This window comes from Aeribacillus sp. FSL k6-2211, assembly GCF_037966125.1.
In the GTDB taxonomy this organism is placed as follows: Bacteria; Bacillota; Bacilli; order Bacillales; family Aeribacillaceae; genus Aeribacillus; species Aeribacillus composti.
This window is the reverse complement of the sequence record NZ_CP150190.1, coordinates 3,264,634-3,280,617: the sequence shown is the minus strand read 5'-3', so window position 1 is coordinate 3,280,617 and position 15,984 is coordinate 3,264,634. Positions and strand designations below refer to the sequence as shown.

General features: G+C 38.1%; 16 protein-coding genes, 1 pseudogene and 1 other annotated feature. Of the genes and pseudogenes, 10 read left to right on the top strand and 7 right to left on the bottom strand.

Annotated features, from left to right (window positions below; translation table 11 throughout):
- Positions 1–131: 131 nt before the first annotated feature.
- On the bottom strand, positions 132–1,604 hold the full coding sequence (locus NSU19_RS15855; RefSeq protein WP_339197296.1) for an MFS transporter: 1,473 nt from the start codon (positions 1,602–1,604) through the stop codon (positions 132–134).
- Positions 1,605–1,889: 285 nt separating this feature from the next.
- Positions 1,890–3,653, bottom strand: a complete 1,764-nt coding sequence (locus NSU19_RS15850; RefSeq protein ID WP_063386272.1) for a thiamine pyrophosphate-requiring protein — start codon at positions 3,651–3,653, stop codon at positions 1,890–1,892.
- A 146-nt stretch (positions 3,654–3,799) separates the two neighbouring features.
- On the opposite strand from NSU19_RS15850, the gene NSU19_RS15845 reads away from it, so the two are divergent.
- The 5 genes from NSU19_RS15845 to NSU19_RS15825 all read left to right on the top strand — a co-directional run bounded on the left by NSU19_RS15845 (position 3,800) and on the right by NSU19_RS15825 (position 9,176).
- Positions 3,800–4,666 carry a LysR family transcriptional regulator gene (locus NSU19_RS15845; protein ID WP_063386271.1) on the top strand — a complete coding sequence of 289 codons (867 nt, stop codon included), beginning with the start codon at positions 3,800–3,802 and terminating at the stop codon, positions 4,664–4,666.
- 103 nt (positions 4,667–4,769) lie between these two features.
- Positions 4,770–5,483, top strand: a complete 714-nt coding sequence (locus NSU19_RS15840; RefSeq protein WP_235600384.1) for a TerC family protein — start codon at positions 4,770–4,772, stop codon at positions 5,481–5,483.
- A gap of 498 nt (positions 5,484–5,981) precedes the next feature.
- Entirely contained in the window at positions 5,982–6,473 is a 492-nt protein-coding gene (locus NSU19_RS15835) for a DoxX family membrane protein (protein ID WP_066247308.1), read from the top strand.
- A 58-nt stretch (positions 6,474–6,531) separates the two neighbouring features.
- Positions 6,532–6,747 (top strand) — a binding site (T-box leader).
- A gap of 57 nt (positions 6,748–6,804) precedes the next feature.
- Positions 6,805–7,932 (top strand): glutamate 5-kinase, encoded by a 1,128-nt coding sequence (gene proB, locus NSU19_RS15830; RefSeq protein ID WP_063386269.1) that lies wholly within the window; start codon positions 6,805–6,807, stop codon positions 7,930–7,932.
- Entirely contained in the window at positions 7,929–9,176 is a 1,248-nt protein-coding gene (locus NSU19_RS15825) for a glutamate-5-semialdehyde dehydrogenase (protein ID WP_063386268.1), read from the top strand. The genes proB and NSU19_RS15825 overlap by 4 nt, the downstream gene beginning before the upstream one ends.
- Positions 9,177–9,236: 60 nt before the next feature.
- Here the strand turns inward: NSU19_RS15825 and NSU19_RS15820 are convergent, their stop codons facing one another.
- Entirely contained in the window at positions 9,237–9,788 is a 552-nt protein-coding gene (locus NSU19_RS15820; protein ID WP_063386267.1) for a GNAT family N-acetyltransferase, read from the bottom strand.
- A gap of 594 nt (positions 9,789–10,382) precedes the next feature.
- Between NSU19_RS15820 and recX the strand changes: the two genes are divergently transcribed.
- Positions 10,383–11,198, top strand: coding sequence for a recombination regulator RecX (gene recX / locus NSU19_RS15815; protein WP_339197290.1), 816 nt, complete (start codon positions 10,383–10,385; stop codon positions 11,196–11,198).
- 3 nt (positions 11,199–11,201) lie between these two features.
- Entirely contained in the window at positions 11,202–11,519 is a 318-nt protein-coding gene (locus NSU19_RS15810) for a YfhH family protein (protein ID WP_327848069.1), read from the top strand.
- Positions 11,520–11,934: 415 nt separating this feature from the next.
- On the opposite strand, the gene NSU19_RS15805 is transcribed toward NSU19_RS15810, so the two are convergent.
- From NSU19_RS15805 to NSU19_RS15795, 3 genes are all read right to left on the bottom strand, one after another.
- The gene (locus NSU19_RS15805) at positions 11,935–12,090 is read right to left on the bottom strand and encodes a YpzG family protein (RefSeq protein ID WP_082829369.1); all 156 of its coding nucleotides are present in this window, start codon (positions 12,088–12,090) and stop codon (positions 11,935–11,937) included.
- Positions 12,091–12,118: 28 nt separating this feature from the next.
- Positions 12,119–12,277: a small, acid-soluble spore protein K gene (locus NSU19_RS15800; protein ID WP_063386264.1), complete on the bottom strand. Its 159-nt coding sequence runs from the start codon at positions 12,275–12,277 to the stop codon at positions 12,119–12,121.
- Positions 12,278–12,379: 102 nt separating this feature from the next.
- The gene (locus NSU19_RS15795) at positions 12,380–13,360 is read right to left on the bottom strand and encodes a metal-dependent hydrolase (protein WP_327848068.1); all 981 of its coding nucleotides are present in this window, start codon (positions 13,358–13,360) and stop codon (positions 12,380–12,382) included.
- Between the two features lie 179 nt (positions 13,361–13,539).
- Here NSU19_RS15795 and mutY point away from each other — a divergent pair, with 179 nt between their 5' ends.
- Complete coding sequence (gene mutY, locus NSU19_RS15790; protein ID WP_339197288.1) at positions 13,540–14,646, top strand: A/G-specific adenine glycosylase; 1,107 nt, start codon at positions 13,540–13,542, stop codon at positions 14,644–14,646.
- 75 nt (positions 14,647–14,721) lie between these two features.
- Here the strand turns inward: mutY and NSU19_RS15785 are convergent, their stop codons facing one another.
- Positions 14,722–14,889, bottom strand: coding sequence for a cytosolic protein (locus NSU19_RS15785; RefSeq protein ID WP_339195822.1), 168 nt, complete (start codon positions 14,887–14,889; stop codon positions 14,722–14,724).
- Between the two features lie 103 nt (positions 14,890–14,992).
- Here NSU19_RS15785 and fabL point away from each other — a divergent pair, with 103 nt between their 5' ends.
- Both fabL and NSU19_RS15775 read left to right on the top strand, forming a co-directional pair.
- Positions 14,993–15,742 (top strand): enoyl-[acyl-carrier-protein] reductase FabL, encoded by a 750-nt coding sequence (gene fabL / locus NSU19_RS15780; protein ID WP_063386261.1) that lies wholly within the window; start codon positions 14,993–14,995, stop codon positions 15,740–15,742.
- Positions 15,743–15,826: 84 nt separating this feature from the next.
- Positions 15,827–15,970, top strand: a pseudogene (locus NSU19_RS15775) (gamma-type small acid-soluble spore protein); the annotation flags it as partial.
- Positions 15,971–15,984 lie beyond the last annotated feature (14 nt).

Below are 15,984 nucleotides of genomic sequence, written 5' to 3'. Positions count from 1 at the left end.
CAAAGCCCTTTTTTCAATGGAAATCTTTTTCATCAATGTGAAAATGATCTATCTCTGATAAATGAATGATACTCGCCAATTAACAACAGCATCATTTGCTTAGAAAAATTTCATCGCTATACATAACTTGTTTACATATTTGCTTCGCTAGACGAGATATTTTTTGGTTGAGCAGATTGTACAGCTTTGCTTGAGATTGCTAAAACAAATAAACAACTAATACTAATTAAAACTCCGTCCAATATTAGCGGAGCTCTCCAGCTGCCTGTGCTGTCTCTTAAATATCCTGATACGACTGGCGACAATACGGCGCCAATTTCTGCTATCAGATTCAGCATGCCAAATGCCCCGCCTTGTTTGCCTTCCGGCGCCAATTCTGCATTTAATGCATGTGAAACCGGCTGCAATGCAAAAAAGAATAATCCTGATATAAATAAAATGATTGATGTAATAATCGGGCTGCTATTTTCCGTTTGAATATACCAAGCAAAAACAAATATTGAAACAGCTAAAAGAAAAGTTAAAAGCGCTAATACATTTCTGCGGCCGTTCGGTCTATCAGCTAACAGGTCAGAAATTTTTCCGCCAAGCGGGAACCCGATAACCCCTGCTACTGCGTTAAATGAAGCTACTGCTGCTGCGGCAACTAGTGCTCCGCCGCCAAATTCTTGGACAATTGCCGTAGACCAGAATCCATACAACCATAAATGCCATAAAATCGGCAGGAAAGATAGATAAAGGAAAAACAGGTTTTTATTCATAATCAAAGGGTGCACTTCTGATTTTTTTGTTACATAAAGATATATGATCAATATGGGGGCTAAACTAGCCAAAATAAAAGCTATGACAATCGATGAGAGCCCTAATTTTGTTGATGTGAAGTATATCGCCATGATGATAACCAAAAACACAAGTGAATAAATACTTAAGTGATATAACGATTTTCCGTAAAATTCCTTCACACCAGGTGAATTTGGATCTGCTGATTGTATCAATTTTTTATCAGGCTTCATAAATTTAAACATAAGAACAGCAACGATTAAAGTAATGAATCCCATGAATAGAAAAGGAACTCTCCAAGCCTCATTTCCCATTAGAGGAACAAAAGCTTCCAGAAGAAGAGGTGTACCGATTGTTGCCAACGTTAAGCCGATAGACAGGCCAGTAATAACAACTCCCATTCCTAAGCCCATTTTTTCCGGAGGAGTGTTGAAAGCAATATAGGATCTGTCATTTGAATAAAGGATTCCTTCACCTAATCCAAGTAATACACGGAATAAAACAAACATGACGAGTCCGCCTGATAAGCCTGTGAAAAAAGTGGCGACGGCTGCCCACAAAATACTTAATATAATAATAGGGCGGTATCCAAATTTATCTCCCAAGTTTCCTCCAGGAAATTGGTTTAACATAAATCCGGCAAAAAACAAACTGCCTATTAAGCCCCCAAATTCATGAGGATTCGGGACATCTGAAAAAAATGATATTTTATGTTCTATCATCCAAGTAACAATTGGGCCTGTCGCAGTTCTGTCGATATAAGAAACAACCCATCCTAGGAACAGCATTCCCCATATTGTATGGTACCTTTCCCATTTTTTCATTATCATTTTCACTCCTATCTAGATTTAAAATTTAACATAACCTTTAGATAGCGCTTACATAAAAGGGCAAAAAGAAATAGAAAATGCTGCTGGTTGAATATAAGATCATTGGCTGCTGGTTTTCTATATTTCGGACGATGTGCGATGAAAGGAATATAAAACTTTTTTAGCCTACATTCTTGATGATTCCATCTTGTTTTTGAACTTTCTCCGCAGCTTTAAAATTTTTGTACTTTCAACTATTCCAAATGAATTCAAATTTTAAATGCTTTTTGCTCCCGCTTTTTAAACTGTGGAATGGTTTTTTTCCTCTCTCATTTGGTTTTCTTGACTAATAGCGGGCAAATATACATCTAAAACAGCGGAACGGCCAGACTTGACAGTTTTTATTGCTTCATTCAGAGCCTCTTTCAGCTCATGAGGGTTTTCTACTTTTCTTGCATAGGCGCCACCTGCAGCTTCTGCAATTTTCGAAAGATCAGCATGAGGAGTGAAATCTACGAAAAATTGATTCGTTTCATTTGCGATACCATTCGGATGAACAGCTAAGGTTGACAGTTTCGGAGATTTCCAACCGCGATTATTATAAATTACGGTTAAAAATGGCGCGTCATATTTTTGCGATATCCAATGAACGCTCGAAGGGACGCTAAACAGATAAGATCCATCTCCAGTAAGGCTGATCACTGTTTTAGACGGGTCTGCCAGTTTTGCTCCTATCGCTGCTCCGCCGTTCCATCCAAGTCCGCCTCCGCCGCTGCCAAAAATAGAACCTGGTTTGGTCATTTGCAAATGGGTATATAATGTTTGGAAATTTGAAATGCCTTCATTGACAATAATCGTGTTTTCATCGCACACTTCCCGTATGCAGGCAGTTAAATACTCAGGCGTGATAATGTCGTCAAAAAATTGTTCAGCTTTTTTCCATTCTTCACGCTGAGCTTTATGATATTTTTCTATTTGTTTTCTCCTTTCATTTACTTGCAAGCTGTCAATGTCAGCGTTTTTAATCACTTCGTTCAACTGCCGCAAGGCCGTTTCGGCATCAGCTGCGAAAAAACGTTTTGATGGGATATACCATAATGTCATCCCTTCCTTCAGCGGATCTTCATCAATATAGTAAATCGTACAATTTGGCGATGGTTTATTATTCACTGGAATCCAAGGAACATCACTGTCAATGACCATTATAAAATCTGCTTTTTCGATTAAATCGTTTTGTGTTGAAGTATTCCACTGATATCCGCAATGAAGCGGGTGATCAGATGGAAAGTTCATATAGTTTGGCACTGACTCTAAAACAGGTATCGCAAGTTTTTCACAAAATTGAACGAGTTCTTTCACCGCTTGTTTGTTTTTGCCAATATATGACGTGACAATGAGCGGATTATTTGCTGCCAGTAAATCTTTCACTAAAGGATCTATTTCTTGTGGTGCCAGTGCACGCGCTGCAATTGGTCTCCATTGCTCAGGATGAATTTCTACTTTTTCTACTTCCTCCTCCAAAACTTCTCTAGCGCTCGTCAAATATACGGGTCCTTTCGGGCTGCTTTGAGCAATTTGCAGGGCACGATGGACAATTTGTTTTACATTTTTCCCGGTGCGAATCTCATGAGTATACTTCATGTAACCCCTTACAATTCCGGGCTGATCGGGAACATCCTGAATCCAGTGAATAAATTCGTTCCTGCTTCCCCGAAGCTCCCCTTCTTGAGTATATGGAGAAGTTCCGGCAAAAATGAGGACAGGCACCCGACCTTTCCAAGCATTGTGAATGGCAGCGCCAAGGTTTTGCGTGCCGCATTCAACATGCACTAAAACAGCTTGAGGTTTCCCGCTTACTTGAGCATATCCATGTGCAGCGCTTAAGGCAACCATTTCATGTGGACAAGTAATGATTTTCGGAAAATCAATACCCTCTTTTTCAGCTTCGGCAAGGGCTTCAATAATGGCAGGGTGATCGCTTCCTAGATTTGAAAAAATAAAGGAAACATCAGCTTCTTGTAACGCTTCTAAAAGTGCCTTGCTTGTCGTATATCGGCTGGTCAAACAACACACACCCTTTCAACATAATTTAGATAATTAATACTAGTCAGATAATTCCGTAATCAGAATTGTACTTGAAAAGAAAAGATAGTACAATACTATAATAACTATCATAATAATAGAAAATATCTATAGAAAGGAGCTATAAAATGGAGTTCCGTCTTTTGCAATATTTTGCAATATTGAGTCAAGAGCTGCATTTTACGAAAGCTGCAGAAAAGCTGGGGATTACGCAACCAACATTAAGCCAGCAAATTCGCCTTCTTGAAAACAGTCTTGATACAGTTCTTTTTCGAAGAATGGGGAAAAAAATTGAATTAACGGAAAGCGGAGAGATTTTACTTGAACATGTGAAAAAAATTTTTTCTGAAATTGATCAAGCAAAAATTAAAATACATGAATTAAAAGGATTGAATCGCGGCCATTTAAAAATCGGATGTGTTGGCAATCATCTTCTTTATTCTTCCTTGCTTACGTTTCACTCACAGTTTCCAAATATAAAACTCTCTGTTTACGATCTAAAAACGGAAGAAACGTTAGAAAAAATAGTCAAGTCTGAGCTCGATATAGGGATTGTCTATTTACCAGTTCATCATCCGCAAGTAGAGGTTATTAAATGGTTTTCATTAGAGTTTTTTGCCATTGTATCCCTTGATCATCCTTTAGCTGAAAAAAATTTAATATATTTGGAAGAGCTTCAATCGTACCCGATCTTTTTATTGCCCGAGCAATATGTTCTTAGACAGACGATCGATTCATTTTGTAATAAAGAAGGCATTAAGTTAAACCCAATTGTGGAATTGTCGGATACGTATTCGTTGTTAAAGATGACGCTTTTACATAACGGAATTACGATCCTGCCAAAGCTTTATGTTGAAAACAGCCCGGAGTTTTCTGTCAAGCTTTTGAAAATTGCAGACGAACTTCCGCGTAAAGAGGTTGCAATTATTTATCGAAAAGGTCTTCTTTCTTCCACTGCCATTCGAACATTTATCCAGCAGCTGACAAGGAGATGACTCATTTTAATTTTTAAATAGGTAAAATATTGGATTTGCTTTCAAAGGAAGGTAGGGATAGAATCTATACGTATACATTTTTTAATAGAGGAGCGAATAACAATTGGATTTATTTTCAGTTGGTATATCTATTTCATCTGACGCCATCATTGCCTTATTAAAAATTATTGCAATCGATATTATTTTATCCGGCGATAACGCAGTTGTAATTGCAATGGCAACGAGAAATCTGCCGAAAGAACAGCAAAACAGAGCTATATTCTGGGGGACTGGAGGTGCGGTCGCATTACGGATTTTGTTTGCATCCGTTATTGTTGTCCTGTTGAAAATCCCATTTGTCAACATTGTCGGCGGATTTTTGCTGCTTTGGATTGCTTATAAAGTTTTGGTAGATGACGGAGAAGCTGCGCATGTCCAATCTCAAAGCAGTCTGCTTAAAGCTATTCAAACGATCATTCTTGCAGATGCCGTCATGAGTTTGGATAATGTGGTTGCAGTAGCAGGTGCGGCACACGGCCATATCGGCATGATTGCGGTTGGAGTTTTGATCAGTATTCCAATTATGATTTTTGGATCAAAAGCGATCGTAAAATTAATGAACAAATTTCAATGGATTGTATATGTTGGATCTGGAATTTTAGCTTGGACCGCCGGTGAGATGATCTTTAAGGATAAACATATTGAACAATGGTTTCACATCCAAAACTTGTGGATCGAATATTTACTTATCGGAATTATGACATTGATTGTGTTAGCGATCGGTTATGAGAAAAATAAGCGTGCAGAGAAAGAAAATAAATTGCAGCATAGTGCTTAGCAGGCGGCTGTTGAAACGGCGCTTGTTTTTTTATGAAAAGAAATTCCACGTTTTAATAGATTTAGTTATGTCTAAAATTTTTGTTATCGGCAAATATGCACACTTCTGTAAAATGACGGTTTCTTTTGCAACAGCTCTAATTTGAATGTAAATTCGAGAGATCGTTCTTGTGTATAAGCATTCATCGTCCAGAGAAGGTGAGTGCTTTTTTATTTTATCCACAGATATTTCAAACAATTCACAACTTATACACATTATCCATACTGTTTTTGTGGATATTATGTAACTGTTGGAGCTTAAGAAGCTGGATTTTTTCCATAAAATCCTACTATGAATGTGGATAACTATAGTAATTGTTAACAATTTGTGAAATATTTCACAAATATATTGAAATTAAATTCAGAAAATTATATATTGAAATTGAAGAAGTTAGTGAAATATTTCACAAACTTCTTCGAAAAATAAAAGTGAAAAAACAAACAAAGGAGATGGTTGAAGATGGAATGGCTGAAAGGTCCAAAAATGGCGGTTGTCTGGGCGGCTCTTAGAATTTGGCTCGGTTATCAATGGTTTGTCGCGGGAGTCGAAAAGCTGGGTGGATTTGATGCGACAGGATTTTTAAAAGGGGCGATTGCTAAAGCAACCGGAGAACATCCGGCCGTTCAAGGATGGTATGCAGCGTTCCTTGAAAACTTTGCTCTTCCGAATGTAGAACTTTTTAATTTTATTATTCCAATTGGAGAAGTGTTAGTTGGCATCGGACTGATTTTGGGATTGTTTACAACTCCTGCATTAATTGCTGGTGCGTTTATGAACTTGAATTTTATGTTAGCTGGAACAACAAGCACGAATCCGATTATGTACACTGAAGCAATCATTTTAATGGCAGTAGGCGCAGCTGCGTATTATTGGGGAGCTGATCGGTTTATCCTGCCGTATTTGAGAGATAAATTTACAAACAAAAAATTCAATCAACAAGCAAATGTTTAAATGCAGCAATCATCTTGACTTTTAAAAATTTTTGAAACATAATTTTAAAAAAAGTATATTTTCGGCGTTGAAAGGGGCCAGTAAATAGACTTTAGGCGAAAAAGAGAGTGAAACCCTATGGCTGAAAGGTTTCATCGCTGATAAGCTATTGAACCTACCCCTGGAGCTGTCAGGCTCATAACCTGACCGTATCCTTCGTTACAGGCTAAAGGGAGCACTAAACTAGTGCTAAAAAAGGTGGTACCGCGGATATAGACTCATATTCGTCCTTTTTCGAAAGGATGATATGAGTCTTTTTTATGACTGTCAAGCAATGAAGAGGTGTTTTTTAGTGAGGAAAAAGCGAGTGGTCGTAAAAATAGGAAGCAGTTCTTTAACAGATGACAACGGGGGACTCAGTAAAGAAAAGCTGCACGAGCATGTTGAAGCGATTGCTAAATTGAAGGAAGCAGGGTATGAAGTAATTTTAATTTCGTCAGGAGCGGTATCAGCAGGGTATGGAGATCTTGGATATCCTTCCAGGCCTGTGACAATTAGAGGAAAACAGGCGGCTGCGGCAGTGGGCCAAGGGCTGCTTATCCAGGCTTATACAGAAGCATTTAAAAAATACGGCATTGTATGTGCCCAGCTTTTGATGACAAGGAGCAATTTTCAGCATAAAGAGCAATATCAAAACGCATACGCCACCTTATCGGAGCTTCTAAAGCGGCAAGTGCTCCCGATCATCAATGAAAATGATTCGGTTTCGATTGAGGAATTGACGTTTGGAGACAACGATATGCTGTCAGCTCTTGTGAGCGGATTATTGCATGCCGATTTTCTTATTATTTTGACGGATATTAACGGTTTATATGAAGAAGATCCTACCAAAAATCCGAATGCGAAACGATTTGATTTTTTGCCGGAAGTAACAGATGAATTAATTGAACAAACAGAGGCAACATCCGGTTCGAAAGTTGGAACAGGTGGCATGAAATCAAAGCTCATGGCGGCAAAAACGGCACTTGCCCTCGGTGTATCCGTATTTATCGGGAAAGGTCAAGGAAAAGAGAAATTAATAGAAATTTTAAATGGGAACGGTGACGGAACATATATTGGCAAAAACGATTTAAGTGCTGTTCGTAATTCAAAAGCATGGATTGCTCTTCATTCGATCATATCTGGTGATGTGGAAGTCGATGATGGAGCAGTAGCGGCTATTTTGAAGGAAGGGAAATCGCTCCTTCCTGCTGGCGTTAAGCGTGTCAGCGGCAACTTTCAATCCGGAGACGTGGTGCAAATTTTAAACAAGGAACAAAAGCTGATCGGAAAAGGCATAGTCAATTATTCATCTGAAGAATTAAAAGAAATTATGGGCATGCCGAGTCAAAAAGCGATGGAAATGACAAAGCGCATACATCCTGAAGTGGTTCACCGTGATCAATTTGTAGCGATAACGAGTAAGGAGATGATGATATGAGTGAAGTGTTGACAAAAGGGAAGCTGGCAAAAGAAGCTGCTGCCAAACTGGTTGCAAAGACTACTGAAGAAAAAAACAACGCATTATCAATCATCGCTGAACAATTGCAAAAAGAAACGCCTTATATTTTAAAAGAAAATGAAAAAGACATTGAAAACGGGAAAGCGAATGGTTTATCCGACGCTCTAATTGACCGTCTTCTTTTAAACGAAGAACGAATTAACGGAATGATTGAATCGTTAAGACAATTGATTTATTTGCAAGATCCAGTTGGGGAAGTGCTGGAAAGCTGGACTCGTCCGAACGGTTTACAAATCGAAAAAGTTCGGGTGCCGCTCGGAGTTGTTGGGATGATTTACGAAGCCAGACCAAATGTGACAATTGATGCCTCAAGCCTTTGCTTAAAAACAGGGAACGCTGTTCTTCTTCGCGGCAGCTCATCCGCATTGCATTCAAATATGGCGATCGTAAAGGTGATACGAGAGGCGTTAGAAAAAGCGAATTTTCCTGCCGACAGTGTACAGCTTCTGGAAGATACCAGCAGGGAAACGGCAGCGGAAATGTTCAAATTAAATGATTATTTAGATGTGCTAATTCCTCGCGGAGGGAAAAATCTGATTAAAACAGTTGTTGAAAATTCATCTGTCCCTGTGTTAGAAACGGGCGCAGGCAATTGTCATGTGTTTATTGATGAATCAGCAGACAAAAAGATGGCGATTGATATAACTGTAAACGCAAAAACACAAAGACCTTCCGTCTGCAATGCAGCCGAAACTCTTCTCATCCATGAAAATTGGAATAAGGAGTATATTCGCGAGCTCATTGAAAAGCTCGAGGAGAAAAATGTGGAGTTGCGAGTCGATCAAGCATTGTACAATGAATTCCCGCATTTGAAATTAGCGACAGAAGAAGATTGGGAAACGGAATATTTAGATTATACAATGGCAGTGAAACTTGTTTCGAATGTAGATGAAGCAATCGAGCATATTAATCGTTACGGAACAAACCATTCTGAGGCAATTATCACAGAAAATGCCGCAAATGTAGAAAAGTTTTTCAAATTAGTTGATTCCGCAGCTCTTTACCACAACGCATCGACGCGCTTTACAGACGGATTTGAATTTGGGTTTGGCGCAGAAATCGGGATCAGCACGCAAAAGCTCCATGCCAGAGGACCGATGGGACTCCCTGCACTGACTTCTACAAAATATATTATTAAAGGAAGCGGACAGATTAGAGAATAAGAAATGATAAAAAAATGGAAGCAGACATCTTGATTCGTTCGGATGTCTTCTTCCAATTTTTTATGCTTCCTTCAATCTGCTTTCTTCGTCTGTCATGAAACCGTTTCGTTTTGTATACAGTGTGTACATATCCTTTGAAATTTCAAAGATGTTGTATAAGTTTTTGTTTTCAATATGGGGAAGCTGACGAGATTCATCGGCAAGGGAGACATATGGAAGCTTCTGCGCGGCTTTCATGGAACGTTCATTGTCTTTCCGTATTTTCATAAAGATCGTTTGAATTCCAAATTCATAAAAAATCTCTTGAAAAAAAGCGTCCTTAGCAAGCTGATTATATCCTTTACCATGGTACGGCTTGCCGAGCCAAGTTCCGAGAAATCCCGTTTGGTCAAAAATATCATACAAGCTGATTGTTCCAATAGGAGAGCCCCATTCATCCAAAATGGTGCGGGAAATTAATTCCCCTCGTTCCTCTGCTTCAATCAACTGTTTTGTTATAAACATGTATTCTTCAATCGACGTTGCTTTATGACGAACATAAGGGAAGACCTCTGGATGAACCATAAGTTCGAACAACTCTTGACAATCCGCTAGATCACGTTTTTTTAACATGCTCATCCTCCTCTATCAACGAGGGCGGTTACCACGAAATCTAACGGATCCCACCCTCGAAATTTTTATTTATCAAGTAAAAATTTCGGGGTGGGAATCGAACCCACTAGAACCGGTCAAAGACCGGTGGCGCACCATTTGCCTTCCCTTAAAAACAAGTAAATTTAATTGTCAGCATTTCTTCTAGTATCATACTTGATTTCTATGGAAAAGAAAACAAAAATTTTGTAAAAAGATTATTAAGAAAATTTTACTTTTTTCTTACTACTTTAAGAGTTTCTATAAGCAGTGAATAGGGCAAAATTACATTATTTTCTTTGACGATATTTTTTTCCTATTGCTTTGATGCAATAACAGTGAGGACCGCATTTCCTGACTGAAGCAGATTTGCCTGCTGCCAGCAAAATATTTAGAAATCATAATAAGAACGGTTGAATTTTACTTCATAGTTTTATAGCATCAACGGCTAGAAAAGTCAGCAAAATGTTCCTTACAAGCTGAAAAATCTATTGTTACAGTATTCATACACTTTCATGCTTAAAACTTCCATTTATTTATTTTTTCTATGGTACTATAAATATGAGGTGTCTGTACATGTTTATTGTAAAAATAGAAGTTCAACCTAAAAAGAAAAATCGTTTTAATATTTACGTCGATAGAGGAAACGGTGAAATATTTGCTTTTAGCGTCGGGGAAGATGTTTTAATTAAGCACGGGCTAAGAAAAGGGATGGAGCTTGATGAGCTGGATATAGATGCGATTTTGCACGAGGATCAAATAAAAGCAGCATTCAACAAAGCTTTAACTTTTCTTGGCTATCGAATGAGATCGGAAAAAGAGGTCCGTGACTATCTTGTAAGTCAAGGTATAGATGAGAGGGTTATTGAACGTGTAATGGTTGAGCTTCAATTAAAAAATTATGTAAATGACAAGGAGTTTGCGGAAGCCTTTGTAAGAACGCAAATGAAAACCACTTTGAAAGGGCCCGGCATAATAAAAGCAGAACTGGGACAAAAAGGGATTGAGAGCGATTTGATAGAAGCAGCTCTTGATCTTTTCACGAAAGAAAGACAAATAGAAGCAGCGTATAAATTAGCTGAAAAGCAATTGGGAAAAAAAGCGAACATATCTATGTCGCAGCTAAAGCAAAAAATAGAGCAGGCAATGTTTAGGAAAGGTTTTTCATCCGAAGTGATTCAAGCTGTTTTAGAGATGCTGCCTTTACATGAACGTCATGACCAAGAATGGGAAGCATTATTAATACAAGGCGAAAAAGGGAAAAAAAAGTATTCCCATCTAGATATGTACACATATCGTCAAAAGCTTGCGCAATTTTTATATCGAAAAGGTTTTTCGCAAGAACTTATTCAGCAATATTTGCAAAAACACTTAGAGAAAAGCGAGGAATAGGAAATGGAAAAACGGTACAGTGAAATGACGGAATACGAGCTAAAAAATGAAATTGCCCGATTAAAAGAAAAAGCGCGCAAAGCGGAACAGCACGGAATGATCAACGAATATGCTGTCCTGGAAAGGAAAATTGCTATGGCAAAAGCATATATGCTGAATCCTGACGATTTTCCGCCAGGTGAGACGTATGAAATCGATGGAGCTCCTGGTGAATATTTCAAAGTTGAATATTTAAAAGGAGTCTTCGCTTGGGGGTATCGGTTATCATCTCCTTTAAAGGAGGAAGCACTGCCGATATCGATGTTGATTAAAAAAAAGTAATATAAATGAGAAATAAGTTGAGAACGAAAAATGAAGGAAGTTGGGGAAAAGAGTGGCCGTTGATTTCTTTCAATCGTTTTTTTCTTCCTGTTCGTGGCTATGCTTCATCGCGCCTAACTTTACATTATGGTTATCAAACTGAATACTCTCTCAATTGACCTTGAAAGGATACGGATTTCGTTTTTAGCTTGAAATCTTTTGTTAACAAATAGTATCAAAAAAAACCATATATTTAATAAGGCGAATAATGGAAATTTGTTTACTCAAGCAACGTTGAAGCTAAATATTTTCTTTATTAAATTTAATCGAGGAAATCATAGTTGAGTTTTGAATCTAGGCGATTATTTTTAAAAATTAAAAAAGGTCTGTATAAACAAGATCATGCCAAATAATGGCATGATCTCGTATTATTTATTTATGAACGTTTTCGCATTTCGTTTTCCAAAATGATTAAGCTTTGGGTTTGCTGGGTTTCCCCGTTTACTTGACGGAATGAATGTTTCGGTTTTCCCCAAGCTCCTAAAAATTCGTTTTTCTGCTTTTTTGATAAGGATGATCGGTTAGTGTCCATTAGTAAACACCTCTTGAAAGGTCAATGGTTATGAAAAATTTTTATCCCGTTCTCCTGAAGCTTTCATCCTCTCTTGAGGGTGTGTGTTAATGGTTCCGTTCGCACGACGTGACGCGAATTCCGCTTTAGCACGTGGCTCACCGTCAAATTTTTCATGCTTCGGAAATCCTTTTGCTTTATTGCGCATCGCAGATCCTCCAAGGAGAAAAAAATTTGCGCTATTGGACGCGCATAAATAGTATTTGCTTATTAGAAGCCAATATAAAAGAAAATTAAGGAAATGTCATAATCAATCAATTAGCGGTTTAAGTTTTTTCTTCATTCTTTTTTTACTGAAAATCCAACCTGTGTACGAACGAACAATGTTGAGGTCTTTATCGAGCTGTGCAACTGCTACAAAGGGATAATGACCTTTGCTGAAATAACGCAAGTCAATCAAACGGATTTCGGTATAATCAAGCTGCTCTTTTATTTGCCAATGGAAAACAGGGGAAAAATGCAAAAATGCTGAAATATTCCGGTCTTTTTTTGCGGCTTCCATTGCAGGGTGATTCGGCAGCTCTTTGCGCTCAAACTGGTCGACGATTTGAATTTCGGTAAAATTTGAATATGCAACGTAATAATGTTCTTTTGTCACAATGACGAGCTGCCACTTGCGGAATTTCATTGTTGGGTTAAATATGACGTTTTCAACATTTTTCCATCTGTTTAAGATTTTTTTCTTAATCGATCTTTGCATTAGAAGTCTAACGACATAATATAAAGCGATTATGCAATAAATAATTAAAAAGGTATAGCCCCCATGGGCGCCGGAAAGCCAAATGCCAATGCCGACAATATGAGCGATGAAGATAAACGAATCAAACGTATTAATTGTGCCCAGCGCAATCCACTTTTCAGAAAAAGGTCTGAGAGCTTGAGTGCCGTAGCCGTTGAAAATGTCGACAACAACATGAAGAACAACAGCTAATAACGTCCAAATCCATACATGGATGAGGCTGCTGCTTGGCATTAGAAAATGAATTGCTCCAGTGATTAACAGCGACCATAATAAAACTGCGGGAATTGAATGAGTTATTCCGCGATGATTTTTTAAATAAGCTGCATTATTTTTAAATTTAAGAACCGTATCAAGATCTGGTGCTTGTGAACCGATAATCGTGCCAACAAGAACTGCCTCGCTTGTCAGAAAGGAACCGCCGACAGCCGGATCCAAAGTTGCTAAACCTCCCAATGCGATTCCCATGACGAAATGTGTACCTGTATCCAAAGCCATCCTCCTTAGCTGAAAAAACAATCGTTATGATGATATTTGAATTTTTTCCATTGAACGCAAAAAACATAAATTCATTTTTTCTTTCATGCAAAAAAAAAATAATGTACGATAAATTCATAAGTTCTTTTTAGTGTAACATATTTTGAAGTGCATAATGGAGGAAATATTGAAAAATGGGTCAATCACTGCAAAAAATTGAGAATTTCGATATTAAAACATTTCAGGAGGACCTGATCGGCTGGTATATACGGGAAAAAAGAGATTTGCCTTGGAGAAAGGACCAAGATCCATACAAAGTATGGGTATCTGAAATAATGCTTCAGCAAACACGGGTGGAAACGGTTATACCGTACTTTAACAATTTTATTAAAAAATTCCCGAATGTTGAGGCGCTGGCAAATGCGGATGAAGAAGAGGTTTTAAAGGCATGGGAAGGCCTAGGCTATTATTCGCGCGCCCGAAATTTGCACAGTGCAGTGAAAGAGGTAGCAGCAAAATACGGAGGAAAACTTCCGGATGACCCGAAGCAGCTTGGAAAATTAAAAGGAATTGGGCCTTATACGAAAGGAGCAATATTAAGCATTGCTTATAACAAGCCTGAGCCTGCTGTTGACGGCAATGTGATGAGAGTGCTGTCAAGAATTTTACTGATTGAAGAAGATATAGCAAAGCCAAAAACAAGAAGAATATTTGAAGAAGCGGCTGCAAATCTTATTTCAAAAAAACGTCCTTCCGATTTTAATCAAGCATTAATGGAATTGGGAGCAATGGTTTGTACGCCGACTTCTCCGTCCTGTTTGCTTTGTCCTGTACAGGAGCATTGTCTTGCCTTTTCAGAAGGATTACAGGAAAAGCTGCCAGTAAAAACACGAAGCAAATCAACAAAGCAAGTTTCGATTGCTTGCGCGGTTTTAGTGCAAAACAACGATTTATATATTCATAAAAGACCTGACACAGGACTGCTTGCGAATTTGTGGGAATTTCCAAATTGCGAAGTTCGCACAAACAGAATTCCTAAAAGGATATATCTAGAAAATTTTTTGCGGGAAGAATACGGTGTTGAAGCGGAATTAAGCGAGCTAAAAGGAACGATTCAGCATGTTTTTTCCCATTTGACATGGAATATTAATGTTTATTTCGGCAAAGTTTGTAGCGATGAATCAATGAAAGAGCTTGAAAAAGTTTTCATCAAGGATATTGATCGATATGCTTTTCCTGTACCTCATCAAAAAATATTTGCTCTTTATAAGGAAAAAGCTGGCATACAAGTGGAGCCGTAATTCCATCGGGAAGTGAATGAAAATGCAATCGGCATGTACCGATTGCATCCATTATGCCTCTAAAAATTGGTTTAATCAGTCTTTGTTAATACCGCCGCGCGCTTCAATTTCTTCTATAATTTCACGGTGAATAGTATGACCTTCTATATTCAGGTAAGGCATAATTTGTTGAAAGGCGCGGTGATAATACTGAAGCTCTTCACTGCTCCAAGCTTGCTTCGAGATCATGGAGAGCTCTGTCATATCACGTATAGGCAATTTACAAAAACTCCTTTTTATATGTTTTTCTATATCTATTCTTTGTTACGATAGAAATAACTATTCAATACATAAGGAGATGTAAAATATGAATGAAAAAGTAGCGCTTGTCACAGGATCTTCAAGAGGAATCGGCAAAGCTATTGCCTTGAGGCTTGCTGAAAAAGGGTATCACATCGTCATTAATTATGCTCGCAGCAAATCGAAGGCGATCGAAACCGCGGAAGAAATTGAACGTCTTGGTGTGAAAACGCTTGTGGTGAAGGCAAACGTCGGAAAACCTGAAAAAATAAAGGAAATGTTTGCAGAAATTGACAAAACGTTTGGACGGCTTGATATTTTAGTAAACAATGCAGCATCTGGAGTTTTACGCCCTCTAATGGAAATTGAAGAATCCCATTGGGATTGGACGATGGATATTAATGCAAAAGCACTTCTTTTTTGTGCGCAGGAAGCAGCAAAATTGATGGAAAAACACGGCGGCGGACACATCGTGAGCATCAGCTCTTTAGGGTCTATTCGCTATTTAAAAAATTACACGACAGTAGGGGTTTCTAAAGCAGCTCTTGAAGCTTTAACTAGATATTTAGCAGTTGAATTAGCACCGAAAAATATTGTAGTAAATGCGGTTTCCGGCGCAGCTGTCGATACGGATGCATTGACACATTTTCCGAACAGGGAGGAAATTTTAAACGAAGCAAAAGAAAAGACTCCGGCTGGAAGAATGATTGAAAAAGAGGATATCGTAAATGCAGTTGAATTTTTGCTCTCTGAAAAAGCTTTCATGATAAGAGGACAAACTTTGATCGTAGATGGAGGCATTTCCTTATTGCTGTAACTGCAAATTTTTTTGGATAAGTTTTTTCCCTCCTGGACATGATATATGACGTGGAGGTGAAAAATGATGGCAAAACAACAGCAAAACAAAACAAATGCTCAACAAGTGAGAAAGCAAAACCAACAATCAGCTCAAGGATTTGGAACAGAATTTGCTGCTGAAACAGATGCACAACAAGTAAGACAACAAAATCAACAATCTGAACAAAATAAACAACAAAATTCTTAACTATTAATTTTGAA